Annotated in this window: 12 protein-coding genes; 7 read left to right on the top strand and 5 right to left on the bottom strand. The window is 47.7% G+C overall.

Annotated features, from left to right (window positions below; translation table 11 throughout):
* Positions 1-128: 128 nt before the first annotated feature.
* Positions 129-1,196: a porin gene (locus tag L5L91_RS21050; protein WP_105251337.1), complete on the top strand. Its 1,068-nt coding sequence runs from the start codon at positions 129-131 to the stop codon at positions 1,194-1,196.
* A gap of 173 nt (positions 1,197-1,369) precedes the next feature.
* On the opposite strand, the gene ssb is transcribed toward L5L91_RS21050, so the two are convergent.
* Positions 1,370-2,080, bottom strand: coding sequence for a single-stranded DNA-binding protein (gene ssb / locus L5L91_RS21055; RefSeq protein ID WP_263237653.1), 711 nt, complete (start codon positions 2,078-2,080; stop codon positions 1,370-1,372).
* 108 nt (positions 2,081-2,188) lie between these two features.
* Entirely contained in the window at positions 2,189-3,556 is a 1,368-nt protein-coding gene (locus L5L91_RS21060) for an MFS transporter (RefSeq protein WP_263237655.1), read from the bottom strand.
* 403 nt (positions 3,557-3,959) lie between these two features.
* Here L5L91_RS21060 and uvrA point away from each other — a divergent pair, with 403 nt between their 5' ends.
* The 4 genes from uvrA (at position 3,960) to L5L91_RS21080 (ending at position 10,812) form a co-directional block, all read left to right on the top strand.
* Positions 3,960-6,842 (top strand): excinuclease ABC subunit UvrA, encoded by a 2,883-nt coding sequence (gene uvrA, locus L5L91_RS21065; protein ID WP_263237656.1) that lies wholly within the window; start codon positions 3,960-3,962, stop codon positions 6,840-6,842.
* A 188-nt stretch (positions 6,843-7,030) separates the two neighbouring features.
* On the top strand, positions 7,031-8,185 hold the full coding sequence (locus L5L91_RS21070) for a M28 family peptidase (RefSeq protein ID WP_263237657.1): 1,155 nt from the start codon (positions 7,031-7,033) through the stop codon (positions 8,183-8,185).
* A 194-nt stretch (positions 8,186-8,379) separates the two neighbouring features.
* The gene (locus tag L5L91_RS21075; protein ID WP_011847889.1) at positions 8,380-10,302 is read left to right on the top strand and encodes a DEAD/DEAH box helicase; all 1,923 of its coding nucleotides are present in this window, start codon (positions 8,380-8,382) and stop codon (positions 10,300-10,302) included.
* A 138-nt stretch (positions 10,303-10,440) separates the two neighbouring features.
* Positions 10,441-10,812 carry a DUF6677 family protein gene (locus tag L5L91_RS21080; protein ID WP_263237659.1) on the top strand — a complete coding sequence of 124 codons (372 nt, stop codon included), beginning with the start codon at positions 10,441-10,443 and terminating at the stop codon, positions 10,810-10,812.
* Here the strand turns inward: L5L91_RS21080 and L5L91_RS21085 are convergent.
* Together L5L91_RS21085 and L5L91_RS21090 are read right to left on the bottom strand one after the other, a co-directional pair.
* Complete coding sequence (locus tag L5L91_RS21085; RefSeq protein WP_263237660.1) at positions 10,809-11,423, bottom strand: HAD family hydrolase; 615 nt, start codon at positions 11,421-11,423, stop codon at positions 10,809-10,811. The two genes, L5L91_RS21080 and L5L91_RS21085, sit on opposite strands and share 4 nt — an antisense overlap.
* A gap of 29 nt (positions 11,424-11,452) precedes the next feature.
* The gene (locus tag L5L91_RS21090) at positions 11,453-12,427 is read right to left on the bottom strand and encodes a DMT family transporter (protein WP_014609812.1); all 975 of its coding nucleotides are present in this window, start codon (positions 12,425-12,427) and stop codon (positions 11,453-11,455) included.
* A gap of 317 nt (positions 12,428-12,744) precedes the next feature.
* On the opposite strand from L5L91_RS21090, the gene L5L91_RS21095 reads away from it, so the two are divergent.
* Together L5L91_RS21095 and L5L91_RS21100 are read left to right on the top strand one after the other, a co-directional pair.
* Positions 12,745-13,551 (top strand): hydratase, encoded by an 807-nt coding sequence (locus L5L91_RS21095; RefSeq protein WP_263237663.1) that lies wholly within the window; start codon positions 12,745-12,747, stop codon positions 13,549-13,551.
* A 179-nt stretch (positions 13,552-13,730) separates the two neighbouring features.
* Positions 13,731-14,840, top strand: a complete 1,110-nt coding sequence (locus tag L5L91_RS21100; RefSeq protein ID WP_263237665.1) for an energy transducer TonB — start codon at positions 13,731-13,733, stop codon at positions 14,838-14,840.
* A 7-nt stretch (positions 14,841-14,847) separates the two neighbouring features.
* Here L5L91_RS21100 and L5L91_RS21105 read toward each other — a convergent pair whose 3' ends face one another.
* Positions 14,848-15,177, bottom strand: a complete 330-nt coding sequence (locus L5L91_RS21105) for a cysteine-rich CWC family protein (RefSeq protein WP_263237667.1) — start codon at positions 15,175-15,177, stop codon at positions 14,848-14,850.
* Positions 15,178-15,818 lie beyond the last annotated feature (641 nt).

Raw genomic sequence — 15,818 nt, forward strand, 5'->3', positions numbered from 1 at the left:
CTAATTTTCTTAGTTAGGCGCCTCCCCAGCACTATCACAAGTGCAGCTCCTTACTACTAGCGATACAGCTCAATCGGCAACAAAATCCATTAGCGTAACGCGAGTAGTTGTTATGTAAGGAAACATAAATGAAACCGTCTAAACTTACATCAGCCATACTTGTGCTGAGCTTTGCCACACCTATTTTTGCCGTTCAAGCCAATAATACAGCAGAAACCAATGACGAATTACGCACTGAATTACAACAAATTCAGCAGAGACTCGCCATGCTCGAAGCGCAAGAAAATGAGCCATCAGTGCCATCGGATACCCAGTTTAATTTTTATGGTTCTTTACGCCCAACCTTCGGCCTGACCCACACTAACTCGGACGATGTGTGGGATGTAGGCGATGCGAACTCGCGGATTGGTTTTGCTGCAGAGCACCAACTCGGTAATGGCTTAGTCGGGTTTGCGAAAGGGGAATTTAAGGTCGATATCAAAGATGACGGTGACTTTGGCGATGCGCGCAAAGCCTATGTCGGATTAAAGGGATTTTTTGGTAGCGTTGCCATAGGTAAACAAGCCGTCACGCAGGAAATGATTTCCGATCCCGTTGATATATTTAACCGCTCAGGAACGCCTCTAGCTTATGACAGTGCGAGCCCATTCAGGCTCAATAATCTCGTGACCTATCGTAAAGAGTTTGGCGACCTGTTATTTTCGGCCGATGCGCAATTCGACGGCAATAAAGGCAGTGGCGGCAGTGACTTCGTTAACACGGGTATCCGTTATAAAACCGACTTCATCTACATTGCCGCGGCTTTTTATAATAAAGAGTTAGAAGACAACAAGGATGAAAATACATTCGGTGTAACCCTAGCGAAAAATTTCAATTCTCTGTTCCTCGCCGCAGCCTACCAAAACATTGAAAAAGACAGCGTCGATGGCACCACATTGGATGGTTCAACACTGGATGTAGTTGCAAGCTATCCCATCACTGACAGCTATAAAATCAAGCTAGGCGTGTCCAGATATGACGATGGCGACAATGACATCACCTCCGCGAAATACAATGCCTATAACACAACGCTGGAATGGCATAAAACACCGAAATTCAGCACCTTTATCGAATATCAAAAGACAGATTTTGAATACCGCGAAACCAATGACCAAATCATGCTGGGCATGCGTTATAACTTCGATTATACGTTCTAAGTTTCTATCTCAAACGTATCGTTATGTGGGCAAGCGAGGTGAAAGATTGAACGACCTCGCCCACGGGCTCACTGCATAAAACTTAAAAGCATAAAGACAAGAAACAACAAAGCCACGACTCGCGTGGCTTTGCTTATTTAAGACGATACCGTCTTACTTCGATACGTTCCAAATTAGAACGGAATATCGTCATCCCAGCCATCATCCAAATCTGGAGTGAAGTTTTGCTGTGGTTGTGGCGCTGGACGCTGTGCCGGTGCTGCAGGCGCTTGATAAGCTGGCGCTGGAGCGGCTTGTGGTTTAGGCGCATAACCACCTTGTTGTGGTTGTTGAGCCTGTGGCTGACCATAACCTTGCTGCTGGGCAGGTGCTGGCGGAGCATATTGTTGCTGAGCTGGCGCTTGGTAAGCAGGTGCTGCTTGAGGCGCTGGCGCATATTGATTTTGCGCAGGAGCGGCTTGTTGTGGTGCAGATTGATAACTTGCGTTTTGTGGCATGCCGCCGCCCATTGGCGCGCCTTGTGCTTGTCCACCTTGACCACGGCTACCTAGCATTTGCATGCTACCGCTTTGGTCGATAACCACTTCAGTGCTGTAACGGTCTTGACCACTTTGATCTTTCCACTTACGAGTTTGCAGTTTACCTTCAAGGTAAACCTGTGAACCTTTACGCAGGTATTCACCTGTAATTTCAGCTAATTTGCCGAACAGAACCACACGGTGCCATTCAGTACGCTCTTGCTGTTGACCCTGTTGGTCTTTCCACGATTCGCTAGTCGCTACTGTGATATTTGCGACTGCATTACCGTTTGGCATATAACGCACTTCTGGATCTTGTCCCAAATTGCCAACCAAAATTACTTTGTTAACACCACGACTGGCCATTGAAATCTCCTGCGATTCTTTAAATAATCTATTAATTCAGTATGTTGTTTATCTTTATTGCCATAGAGGAAAATCAGCTTCCCCAAATACCACACGGCAGACCAGATATTATTGAGCAGAGCCTAACACAGCTCGTGCTTCTCTTAAATCGAAATGCTCATCTACCTTTAAGTAAGCCACTTTCTCGTCCAGCACGACTATGGCTTCAACAACACCCATTAATTGGGATAACTGGGTTGCCATATCGCGCGCTTGCGCCTTGTCTTTCACTTCAGCTTCTAAGGTGTAACTCTTTAACAGCACAGGATTTTGCATGCCTAATGTCAGGAATAACCAAATAGACATTAAGATCACGGCAACAATGAATACCCCGACTGCGCCCACGAGCTGGAAAGCACCGCCACCGAGCATACCACCACAAAAAGCCCCTAAAAATTGGCTAGTAGAATACACGCCCATGGCCGAACCTTTTTCGCCGACGGGGCAAAATTTGGCAATCAAACTTGGCAGTGAGGCTTCTAAATAGTTAAACCCTGTAAAGAAGAGCACCACGGCAAAACTCAATACCCAAAGATTGCTCGCAAATGCGGCCATCGCCAGCAATGCCACTATCATGATCACGAGGGCAATTTGGAACATCACCTTAGTATTTTTGCGCTTAACCCCTATGATGATTAACGGCACCATCAAAATAAACGCGCCCACAAAAGCGGGAAAATACAGCATCCAGTGTTTTTCTTTCACGAGCCCCGCATCAACTAGATCCAGCGGCAAAGCCACAAATACCGCGGTTAACACTAAATGCAGAATAAAAATCCCAGCGTTAAGCCTAAATAATTGCGGCTCGAGGAACATACGTTTGAGCTTAGCGGGCGTTGCGAGAGTGTCTCCCTTCGGCGCCTGAGTGATGGGATTAGGCACTAAAAACTGGATCAACAGCATACCGACAATAGCAAATACCGCCGTTAACCAAAACAATCCAGTCAACCCAAGATGTTGCGCGACGATAGGCCCCATTAGCAAAGACAGGGCAAAAGATAACCCGATACACATGCCAATAATCGCCATCACCTTAGTGCGCTGCTCGTCGCGGGTTAAATCCGCGGCAAGCGCCAGCACGGCAGCGGCAATCGCGCCCATACCCTGTACAGCTCGACCAAAGACAACGCCATAAATCGTATCTGCGTTAGCAGCGATAACACTACCAATAGCAAACAACACTAAGCCACCGAGAATAATCGGCTTGCGACCATATTTGTCAGATAAAATCCCCATGGGGATTTGCAGCACGGCTTGAGTCAGGCCATAAGCGCCGATAGCAATACCCACCCACAGAGGCGAAAAGCCTTCGAGATGCTGACCATAAAGTGCAAAGACGGGCATGATCATAAACAAGCCCATCATGCGCAAACCAAATACACTGGCTAAAGAAAACGCGACTTTTTTCTCAGTACCCGAAAGTCCGTTGTTACCCATGATTTTGCCCTGGATTGAAGTCTTTTAAGGGGCGCATGTTACCACACCCAAAAGGATTTGCTCAAAAGGAAATAGTGGCCTAAACCACTGACTATACACTTAGCTTTTATCCCGTTTATCACGGACCTATATTGACTGTGTCAGAGTTAACATCTTTATTTTTAACGTTCATGCACAGGGGAATGAGTCTAACATAGTGTTCACAATTGTCCTGTGAGTCAGTGCGCAACAACAGTATTAATCTTAGTTAATCCATTCCATCCACAACATCCCGCAAAGCAGGCCGACTTAAAGCCAGTGCCAGCCCTAGGATTGGTGCAGATCACAGAATCAACTAAACTCAGCGGCGGAACTGTGCGATACTTGTGCTCATTTTTTTAAGCATATAGCATTAGAGCGATAGATGGATAAGATTGAAATACGCGGCGCACGCACCCACAATCTCAAGAATATCAACCTGACTATCCCAAGGGATAAACTGATTGTCATCACGGGCTTATCGGGATCTGGCAAATCCTCCCTCGCTTTCGATACTTTATATGCCGAGGGCCAGCGACGTTATGTCGAGTCCCTATCTGCCTATGCTCGCCAATTTTTGAGTTTAATGGAAAAGCCCGATGTGGACCATATCGAAGGTTTAAGCCCGGCGATATCCATAGAGCAAAAATCCACCTCCCATAACCCACGTTCAACCGTGGGCACGATTACCGAAATTTACGATTACCTGCGCTTAATGTTTGCCCGCGTGGGTGAGCCGCGTTGTCCGACACATAATCAACCCTTGGCGGCACAAACCGTCAGCCAAATGGTCGATAAAGTGTTGGAAATGCCCCAAGACAGCCGCTTGATGCTGCTCGCACCTGTGGTCAACGCTCGTAAGGGTGAGCACGTTAAATTGCTCGAAGGTCTATCGGCACAGGGTTATATCCGTGCACGTATCGACGGTGAAGTGTGTGACTTAACCGATCCGCCAACCTTAGATTTACACGTTAAACACACGATTGAAGTGGTCGTCGACCGTTTTAAAGTGCGTGACGATATCAAGCAACGCTTAGCGGAATCCTTTGAAACCGCGCTGGAACTCTCCGGCGGCATAGCGACCGTTGCCAGCATGGAAGACGACACTGGTACTGGTAAATCTAAAGGCGAAGAACTGATCTTCTCGGCCAACTTTGCCTGCCCGCACTGCGGTTATTCGATGGCGGAATTAGAGCCAAGGATCTTCTCCTTTAACAATCCAGCCGGCGCATGCCAAACCTGTGATGGTTTAGGGGTACAACAATTTTTCGATCCTGAGCGCGTGATCACCAATACCGAGCTTTCACTGGCGGGCGGTGCGATTCGCGGCTGGGATAGACGCAACTTCTATTACTTCCAAATGCTCAGCTCACTCGCCGAACACTATAAGTTCGATGTCGAAGTGCCCTACGAGCAGCTTAGCGAAAAAGTCCGCAAAATCGTACTTTACGGCTCAGGTAAAGAAAGTATTGCCTTTAAATACATTAATGACCGCGGTGATGTGGTGGTACGTAATCACCCCTTCGAAGGCATTCTAAACAACATGGACAGGCGCTATCGCGAAACCGAAAGTAACTCGGTACGTGACGAATTAGCCAAGTTTATCAATACCCAAGCTTGTCAAAGCTGTGGTGGTTCGCGTCTGCGCGAAGAAGCCCGTAACGTGTTTTTAGGTGATATCAACCTGCCACAACTCACCACTTGGTCGATTGGCGAAGCCTTGGACTACTTCGAGAAAGTCGAGTTTAGTGGCCAAAAGGCGCAGATTGCCGAGAAGATTTTAAAAGAAATCCGCGATCGCTTAGGCTTCCTCGTCAACGTGGGCCTCAATTATTTGAGCCTATCGCGCTCGGCAGAAACCCTCTCGGGCGGTGAAGCCCAACGTATTCGACTGGCCAGCCAAATCGGTGCAGGGCTCGTCGGCGTGATGTATGTGCTCGACGAACCTTCAATCGGCCTGCATCAAAGGGATAACGAGCGTCTGCTACAGACGCTTATCCACCTGCGGGATTTGGGCAACACTGTGATTGTGGTAGAACATGACGAAGATGCGATCCGTATGGCGGATCACGTGATCGATATTGGTCCAGGCGCAGGTGTACACGGCGGCGAAGTGATTTGCGACGGCCCAATTGAGAAAATCATCGCCTGTGAAGAGTCAGTTACCGGACAATATATTTCCGGTAAGCGCAGCATTCATATCGATACGCCGCGCATTCCCTTCGACAAAAACCAAGTCATTCAATTGTTTGGCGCTCGCGGTAACAACTTGCGTAATGTGGATTTAACCATTCCCATTGGCCTATTCACCTGTGTGACGGGCGTATCAGGTTCGGGTAAATCGACCTTAATCAACGATACCTTCTTCAAAATCGCCCATAGAATGCTCAACGGGGCGACTGTGGACGAACCATCACCTTACGATCGTATCGAAGGGATGGAACTGTGCGACAAAGTGGTCGATATCGACCAAAGCCCAATTGGCCGCACACCGCGCTCTAACCCTGCCACTTATACTGGCATCTTCACCCCAATTCGCGAGATTTTTGCCGGAACCCAAGAGTCACGTACTCGCGGTTATCAAGTCGGTCGTTTCTCCTTTAACGTAAAAGGTGGCCGCTGCGAGGCTTGCCAAGGCGATGGCTTGATCAAGGTCGAAATGCACTTCCTACCCGATGTGTATGTACCTTGTGATTCCTGTAAAGGTAAGCGCTACAACCGCGAAACCTTAGAAGTACGCTATAAAGGCAAGAATATTCACGAAGTACTGCAGATGACAGTGGAAGATGCGCGTCAGTTCTTCGATGCCGTACCTGCCATTGCCCGTAAGCTACAAACCTTGATGGATGTGGGTTTGTCCTATGTGCGCCTCGGCCAAAGTGCGACCACACTTTCGGGCGGTGAAGCCCAAAGGGTGAAACTTGCCAAAGAGCTGTCTAAGCGTGACACGGGCCAAACCTTGTATATCTTGGATGAACCGACCACGGGCTTACATTTTGCCGATATTCAATTGCTGCTCGACGTGTTGCATCGTCTCAAATCCCACGGCAACACGATTGTGGTGATTGAGCATAATCTGGATGTGATCAAAACCGCAGACTGGATTATCGACTTAGGCCCAGAAGGTGGCGGTGGTGGCGGTATGATTTTAGCCACAGGCACGCCGGAAGAAGTCGCCGAGCATCCAACCTCCCACACGGCACGCTTCTTAAAGCCACTGCTAAAACGGGATATCGAGCTGGCAAAGGCCAATAAAGCTAGGGCTTAACATTCGGCTCATGCCGCAGTTGGTCTGAATAATAAAAGCGCAGTCGCCCTAAGCACTGCGCTTTTTTTCGCTCAGCAATCCAATATGCTTAAGCTATCGCATACATATAGATCTCATTGAATTAGAATCGGATTTAGGCAAAGATGATATTCATCTTCTGGCGAAGGCTTCAGCGATAAGGAATGTCCATGCGTGATAGCACTCAGTCCCCAGTGACTCACCTTATATTACCGAGGCAGTATCAATCACTTTTAAGTAAAAATCTAAGCGACATAAACCTAAGCGCATTGACTCTATTCAACCACAGTCGTATCGGTCAGCTGCTCGCCAAGTTCAAGATCATGCACCTTATAAGACATCAATCCCAAAGACTTGGCTTATTTGCACTGGCCTGCTTTGTTGTAGCCACCCTCACTGGCTGCGCTAACTCAACCGAAACCTGTGCACGCACTGAGCTAAAACTCACTTGGGCCGAGCCCACAGAGTTACAAGTGACAGTCACAGTATTAAGTTCGGATGAATTTGAAGGCCGCAAAACCCAAACCCAAGGTGCGGCAAAAAGTCGTGACTATATAAAGCAGCAATTTCAGGGGCTAGGTTTACAGCCTTGGGGAGCGGACTTTATCGTGCCCTTTGAATACCAAACCTTCTTCACCCAAGAAACTGGCGACAATGTGGTCGCCACCGCGATGGCGACAAAGCCGACAAATCGATGGCGCATTATCGTCGCCCACTATGATCACTTAGGCATGAGCGGCAGTAAGATTTACCACGGCGCCGATGATAATTCCTCCGGCGTCGCTGCTATGCTCGCCATTGCCAAACATTGGCAACAGCAATTTGCCCTACAACCCAATACCTTGCCTAAGGTAAACCTGATGTTTGTGGCAACCGATGCCGAAGAACCTGGGCTCTATGGCAGTATCGCCTTGGTTGAACAACTCAAAACCCGCCTGCCAGAAGCGACTTTTGAGCTGATGTTGAATTTAGATATGGTGAGTCACCCCGGCAGGCCCTATGCGATTTACCTCGAAGGCAGTCGAAACTTCACTCAGTTCAATCAATTTAAACCCCTACTGAATCAGCAGAACCGACTTTGCATTAAACTCACTCACCCTAAACCCGTTGGTCGAAGCATACAAAGTACCGATTGGCTGCGGGCGTCGGATCATTACCCCTTCCACAAAGCGAATATCCCTTGGCTGTATTTTGGTGTGCCGACCCATCCCCAATATCACACACCAGAGGATACCGTCGCGACAATCGACATCACTTTTCTTGCGGCAGTGACAGAGTCCGCATTCGAGTTACTTCAATTAAATGTTGAATATTTAAAGAATTAATGGGAAGTGGCGCGTTTCTTGCTCAGTTTTAGCGAAAAAAATGCAGAAAACAGGTTAAATAGCGTGACTCTGATTGGTAAAGTGGCCGCCATGCTGCTATAATCCGTCGTTCGCGGGAAATCGACACGGGGTTGATTTTCTGTCTGTGAAACTTTAGCGCCATTTCGCGCGCGCATCCACAAGGCTACAACCCAATGTCATCCGATGAAAGAACTTTCCGTGAACTCGGCCTATCCGAGAATTTGTTGCGTGCTCTTGACGAGCTAGGTTATGAAAAACCAACGCCAATCCAATCAGCCAGTATCGATCCACTTATGGCTGGCAAAGATATTTTAGGTCAAGCGCAAACAGGTACAGGTAAAACTGGCGCCTTCGCGTTACCACTATTAAACAAAGTTACCAGCCAAACTACACCGCAAATTTTAGTATTAGCACCAACACGTGAATTAGCCGTGCAGGTTGCCGAAGCGTTCAGTAGCTATGCCAAATTTATGAAGAATTTCCACGTTCTTCCTATTTATGGCGGCCAAAGCATGCAACAACAGTTGAATGCCCTGAAACGTGGCCCACAAGTTATCGTTGGTACGCCTGGTCGTGTTATGGACCATATGCGTCGCGGCACCTTGAAACTCGATTCATTACAAGCCTTAGTGCTCGATGAAGCCGATGAAATGTTAAAAATGGGCTTCATCGATGATATCGAATGGATCCTTGAGCACACGCCAAGCGAACGCCAACTGGCGTTATTCTCTGCCACTATGCCAGAGCAAATTAAGCGTGTTGCTAACCAGCACTTACGTAATCCTGTACATGTTCGTATCGAATCAAGCCAAACTACGGTTGAGTCAATCGAACAGCGTTTCGTACAAGTATCACAACACAACAAACTTGAGGCCTTAGTACGTGTATTAGAAGTTGAAAACACTGAAGGTGTAATCATATTCGTGCGTACTCGTAACTCATGTGTTGAGTTAGCTGAGAAGTTAGAAGCCCGCGGTTATGCTTCATCACCACTACACGGTGACATGAACCAGCAAGCCCGTGAGCGTGCAGTTGACCAACTGAAACGTGGCAAGTTAGACATTCTGATCGCGACTGACGTTGCGGCCCGTGGTCTTGACGTTGAGCGTATCGGTCACGTTGTGAACTACGATATTCCGTATGATGCCGAAGCTTATGTACACCGTATTGGCCGTACAGGCCGTGCTGGCCGTACTGGTATGGCGATCTTGTTTGTAACGAGCCGTGAAATGCGCATGCTGCGCACTATCGAACGTTCAACTAACAGCCGCATTTCACCAATGAAAATCCCAAGCCCAGAGACAGTTGCAGAACGTCGTCTGTCTCGCTTAGGTGAGCAATTGGCTGAAACAATCAACGGCGATTTAGATTTCATGAAAGAAGCTGTTGCTCAATTATGCCAACAGTTAGAAGTCGATACCGATCTGCTAGCCGCTGCATTATTACAGCAAGTTCAGCAAGAACGTCCTTTGCAATTGCCAGCCATTCAAGAACGTGTTCGTGATGAACGCAGTGAGCGCACTGAACGTAGCGACCGCGGAAGTGATCGTAATGACCGTGGTGGTGAGCGTGGTGAACGCAGAAGTCGCGAACCGCGTCCAATGCCAGCAAGCTTAGGCTCAGCTGAAGCGTTGAAAGACAACCCAGATTTAAAAATGTGCCGTTACGTGATCGACGTAGGTCGTGAGAATGGTGTAGGTGTGGGTAACATCGTTGGCGCTATCGCAAACGAAGCTAACATCGACAGCCGTTACATTGGCGCAATCCAACTTTACGATGCAGTGACCACTGTTGACCTGCCAGACGGCATGCCAAAAGACGTGTTACAGCACCTACGTAAAGTACGTGTTTGTGGCAAGCCATTGAACATCCGCGAAGCTGGCGATCAAGTATTTGTTGATTCAGGCCGCAGTGCTCGTTCAGACCGCCCTGCGGGTGACCGTAAACCACGTGGCGATCGTCCAACAGGTGACCGCCCAGCGGGTGATCGTAAGCCTCGCGCTGCGTCTACTGGTGACAAGCCATTTGCTGACCGCAAACCTCGTGCAGACAAACCTGCCGGTGAGCGTAAGCCACGTAAACCACGTGAAGACTAATCTAGCTTAAGCTAGAGACTAAAAAAGGAGCCTAGGCTCCTTTTTTGTTGTCTTGATTTTGTCTTAGTTTGCCTTTAGCAAAGATAAAGCTTAGTGTCTAATCTCCAAAGAGTTTAATGGTATAAGTAATCGACTCCCATGAAAAAAGCCCTTACCGCTGGACTATTATCCGCCTTCGTCGCCCCCGGCAGCGGCCATTTCTATCTGCAACATAAACGCAGCGCCCTAGTGTTTTTTGTGCTGGCAATACTGAGTCTTGGCCTGATGCTGCAACAAGTCATGCAAGTCGCACAGCTTATCTCGCTGGATATTCAAACTGGCGTTTTGCCGTTGGATATAGGCGTGATTGCGGCCGAAGTGACCAAGCAAACCACCGCAACCATTCGGGATGGTGCAGACAAGTTAATGTATGGCTTTATCCTCTGCTGGCTAATTGCCTTACTAGATAGTGTGCGCTTGGGACTGAAACAAGATAAGCAAGATGCAGTCACGGCCCAAAACAATGCCTAGTCGCCAACTGTCCATGCTTGGATAAAGCTATGGTAGCAAGTAACGAGCATATCGGCGCCCTTGGCATAATCGGGAATGGTTTCAGGGCAATAGAGGGCGCAGTGACTACCCGCATTGCGCGCAGTTTGCAGATCAAACAGATAATCGCCCACATACAAGATATCCGCCGGACTCAACTGCCATTGCTCGCAAATCAAGTGGATACCCTGCGGGTGAGGTTTAGGCTCGGCATCATAGCGCGTTAATACCAGTGCAATATCGATGCCGAGTTTATCGATAGTGATTTGCGCCGCTTCTGGCATATTGCGAGTCAAAATAGCCAAGGGCAGTGACTTGGCCCGTAGGCATTCGATAAGCTCCCTCGCGCCATCAATCCAACTGGCCTTGAGTGAACTTTGTCTTTCGTACTCATGGACAATGTCTAACGCCTTAGCCCGTGCTTCATCAGTACTCAGACTCTCGACATGGGCCAAGATATCCGTGCCAGAATGAATCCCCAATTCACGCCGCAGCCCAGCAAAGTCGGGATTAGAATGCGCAAGCGTACCGTCGAGATCGAAGATGACGCCACGGATATCCTGAAGTTTTAATTCGCTGAGTCTAGTGATCACTGGCCTTTCCCATAAATAAAATATATGCGTTAGGCAGCCTGTAAACGCTTCGCCTGACGATTACGGTACATAGGCAGCAATTGCACCACCATCACAGACACAATAATCACGCCAATCCCCAGCAGAGATAAACCATCTAATTCATCAGCGCGGAATACTTCTGGCCACCAGCCAAGGCTCACCACTAACGCCGTGGCACTAAAGCTAAATACTGGCGTTAGGGCCAACATAGCGCTCACCTGTGCCGTCGGCCAATATTTTATCGACTGACCAAAACAACCATAAGCGATCAGTGTATTGGCAGCGCAAAACAGGGCAACCTGCCAATCGAAACTGTCCATGTTGGCGAACTGACTAAAGTCACTAAAGGGTGCCATAACCACAATGCCTAAACCATAGAGCACTAATAGTACGTTCGCGGGCGATAAACGGTTCAATAAGGATTTTTGTAATAACGCATAGGTCGTCCACGATAAGGCAGAGAACTGAATAATCATCACCCCAAGCCAAACCTGATGATTATCCGATGCAGAAAAATCTAAATACGGATGGAAAAACATCAACATACCTAATGCTAAAGTCGCAAAACAGCTGAGCTGCACCGCATTAAGCCGTTCCTTAAAAAACAACACACCACCAAAGGCGAGGAAAAAGGGTGAGGTTTGGAAGTTAAGCTGGGCGGCACCCGGTGCAAGAAAATCGAGGGAATACACAAATGAAACGTAGTTAAGCATCAAAAAGATGCCAGCAAGTACCAACCTTAACCAGGCCGTTCCCGTCAGTCCCGCAAATTGTTTTAAACTGCCCGCACTCCACTGGATAACTAAGCTCACTAGCCATGCAACTAAAAAACGAAACCAAGTCAAAGTAATGGGATCGATAAACGCGCCCGACAGTTTCAATGCTATGGGTAAAATACCCCAAAATAAAACCGCAACTGAGATGAATAGGAGCCCGAGTTGAGCATGATTATTTGCCTGAGGGGCGTTATGGCTAAGATTCACGAAGGAGTCCAGTAGAAACCGCAAAATGGACAGCCATTCTGGCACTGAGCTAACACAATATCTAGCGGATCATCATGGAAACATTCGCGTTAGCTTGGATACTTTAGCTGACACTTATGTGAGGCAAGTATCAGCATCTTACGATGGCTGAAATATTGGCCCTACGTTTGAATCAACGACAGCAGATTTACCCCGAAAGCCAACATTGGCATTTCCCGCGTTGCCAATAACCGAGTATATTTGGCCCATAAAAATGGCTTCTGCCACACACTCCCTAGGCCACTTCTTTTTAAGCTACGCTTTAAATAGGAAAGTTAATGTTATCTACCGTCACACTCGAACAAGTTAAAACGCATATTAATACCGCAGCCAAAGAATTAGCCGAGCGCCGCACCGCAGGCACGAGCGGCGATTTACTGATCCCAGAACTAAGGCCAACCAGCTTCGAACAGGCCTTCGCTATTCAACAAACCGTGGCAGAAATATATAAGGCAAGCGATAACAATCCTATCGCGGCGTGGAAATGCCTCTTACCCACAGCGGAAAAAACCGTGGTGGCGCCTATTTATCAAGTTGATGTGTACCAACAATCGACCACTTGCCCACTCTATCCATCGACTAAAGGGCTTGCCCGAGTCGAACCTGAACTCGCCTTCGAGATTGCTCGCGATTTACCGCCAAGAAGCACGCCTTACACAGAGGCTGAAATCGACGAGGCCTTAGGCCACACACGCTTAGCCTTGGAATTGATCAAAAGCCGCTACCACACACCCAGTGAAGCGACACATTTTGATGCCCTCGCCGATGGCTTAGTCAATCAAGGGCTGTGGTTAGGGCCAGTACTTAATCCGCAAGAAGGTTTAGAAACGAGCCGTTTTGAACTCCGCGTTGATATTCAGGATGGCGACACACTGCAAAAATCCGCCATTCATCCTAACGGTTTCCCTAAGGCGGGACTCTACTGGTTAGTTAACTTTTTATCCGCCCAAGGCATTGGCTTAACGCAAGGGCAATATGTGATCACAGGCTCCTACGCTGGCGTGCTCGATCTGCCATTGGCACAGGTCTGCAAATTTGAATACGGCGCGCTTGGGCAGTTCGCCGTGACTTTTATTGCCAAATAATCCGGTAGTCATTTAGTCATAACAACAAATAAAGTAAGCGACCCAGTGACAACTGGGCTCGCCTATTTTCAATCTAAGTGCTCAGCACCTCTACCGCAAATTAACAAAAACCAAACTGACTTGTCCCATAATCCACATCTATGTATCATCCAACTTCATTAATAATAAGGATATATAGAATGTCACACGGAAAAATGCTGCCAATTGCCTGTCTTCTTGCCCTCACTTTAGGCACTTCTCTTAGCGTGCATGCCTCAGAAAATAGCTTTGCCAAAGCCTATAGTGACTATCAAGCCGCCGTAGAAAAAGGCGATGCTGCAAATATTGAAGCAAGCGCAAAAACCGCTTATCTACTCGGCGAAGCCCAATATGCCAAAGACAGTGTCGACTTAGCGAATCTCGCCATGAACTGGGCCAGCGCGATAGAAAAGCAAGTCGCCCCTTACCCATTTGCAGAAAAGAATCTGCCAAAAACGGCGAAGGCAAATGAGTTGTATCAGCTCGCTCTTGCAAACTATAAAGTTCATTATGGCAAAGAAGCGCTTGAGCTTATCGACCCCTTACTGGGGACTGCACAAACCGCCGTTGAAGCCAAAGATGCGAAAAATGATTTGCTTACTGCTATCGCAATTGCTGAGAAATCCGATAAAAAGAAACTGCTCGCCGATGTAAAAATGGCCGCCTTCAACCGCTTATCAAATACAGAGCTATACACCAAAAGCGTAAGACGCTATGCCTTCGATGCCTATGATATTTATAAAGAGATTTTACCAGAGAACGCCATAGACAGAGTCAAGGCAACCTATGTGGTGGGTGCAGTTGAGTATGCAGAAAAGCATGATGACAAGGCGATGCCATTGCTTTTAGAAGTCGTGAAGCAGTTTGAAGCCCTTAACTTTAGCCATCCCTATGCCTTAAGTGCCCACGCTTATTTAGTCGAACTCTATGAGCGCCAAGGAAAGCGTGACGAGTCCACCGCCCACTGTATTGCTATCGGCAAAATGCGTCCTTGGGCCGACGCACAGGAACAACAACCTATTTTCCGTATCGTACCAGACTATCCAATGTCCTATGCTAAGCAACGTAAAAGTGGCTGGGTTCAGCTTAAATTTACTGTCGATGAACATGGGTTCGTGAAAAATCCTGAAATTTTAGCCTCTAAGGGTGGTGCTTTATTTGAAAAAGAGAGTATTGAAACCTTAAATAAATGGCGTTACGCACCCAAGTTTGAAAATGGTATAGCCGTGGAAGCACAAACTAGCGTGCAAATGGATTACACCATAAACTAATAGCCCGCTATTTCACCTCATAACCTAGCCCGTCGCTCACACTCGATGGGCTTTTTTCATCCTGCTCTGCAAGCTGCCCCAGACTTAACCCCTGCTTAAGTTGGATTAAACAAGCTTGGCAAATACACGCATCGGCAGACAGTAAAATGGGGCTGATTGAATCTTGCAGCGAATCTGATGCTTGCGCTTGCAACACCGCCAAAGGCGGAAACACCTGCTGCGCGCACCAACAGTCCTCAATACCCTTACCAACAATCACCGCACATTGATTCGCGCCTTTGCACAAAGGGCAAATTTGCGCAGTTTCTAACTTAGGTTCTTCCAACGGCTGAGACACGGTAATCCTTATAGCAAGATAAGTTGTTATAGCCCGGAGATCATAATAGATTTTTGCAACTCAAACTTAATTGATTGGCACCAAAGTGAGACTTTAAAACTTTCCAAACTACGTTTGAATGCTTTAGTTAAAAAGTCGTGGGGCTTCACCCCTCAGGCTAATATTGGTGCTGTTTAGCACAATGCTATATTGATTGCGGCCTTACGGCCGAGATAAGTCAAAGTCGTGGGTCTTCAACCCACACCCGACCAATAGGGGATCAACAGCAATTCCCTCTTGGATCTCCCTTGCCGCCCCCTAGCGAAGTTACATGCATTAGAGACAGGCCTCGGTCTTATGGACAAATTGCTATCGCTTCCGAAGGATGCGTCCCTGCACCTGCGAAAGCTAGCCGGTCATATATGGACCCATCCGGTTTGCAAGACATTCGATAGCGATTTTGAGAAGAGTTCATTGCACCCATATATTCGGCCTGTTATTGAGGGATTCCTCTGGCCCTGATGGATATCTGCTTCTACTGTCCTTATCATCCTTGCGGCTTCATTATGAGCCTATGCCCGACTAAGGTTTTCAGTAGATCAGTCTGACTGTCTCGTCATCAAATCAAGTGTCTTAGCAACTTGCTGGTTGGTTAATTATTA

This window comes from Shewanella sp. SM55, assembly GCF_025654025.1.
Lineage (GTDB): Bacteria > Pseudomonadota > Gammaproteobacteria > Enterobacterales > Shewanellaceae > Shewanella > Shewanella oncorhynchi.

What these genes read in the sequence shown, in the direction of transcription:
- L5L91_RS21050 (WP_105251337.1), top strand. Translation starts at nt 129, where the DNA reads ATGAAACCGTCTAAACTTACATCAGCCATACTTGTGCTGAGCTTTGCC.
- ssb (WP_263237653.1), bottom strand. Translation starts at nt 2,080, where the DNA reads ATGGCCAGTCGTGGTGTTAACAAAGTAATTTTGGTTGGCAATTTGGGA.
- L5L91_RS21060 (WP_263237655.1), bottom strand. Translation starts at nt 3,556, where the DNA reads ATGGGTAACAACGGACTTTCGGGTACTGAGAAAAAAGTCGCGTTTTCT.
- uvrA (WP_263237656.1), top strand. Translation starts at nt 3,960, where the DNA reads ATGGATAAGATTGAAATACGCGGCGCACGCACCCACAATCTCAAGAAT.
- L5L91_RS21070 (WP_263237657.1), top strand. Translation starts at nt 7,031, where the DNA reads ATGCGTGATAGCACTCAGTCCCCAGTGACTCACCTTATATTACCGAGG.
- L5L91_RS21075 (WP_011847889.1), top strand. Translation starts at nt 8,380, where the DNA reads ATGTCATCCGATGAAAGAACTTTCCGTGAACTCGGCCTATCCGAGAAT.
- L5L91_RS21080 (WP_263237659.1), top strand. Translation starts at nt 10,441, where the DNA reads ATGAAAAAAGCCCTTACCGCTGGACTATTATCCGCCTTCGTCGCCCCC.
- L5L91_RS21095 (WP_263237663.1), top strand. Translation starts at nt 12,745, where the DNA reads ATGTTATCTACCGTCACACTCGAACAAGTTAAAACGCATATTAATACC.
- L5L91_RS21100 (WP_263237665.1), top strand. Translation starts at nt 13,731, where the DNA reads ATGTCACACGGAAAAATGCTGCCAATTGCCTGTCTTCTTGCCCTCACT.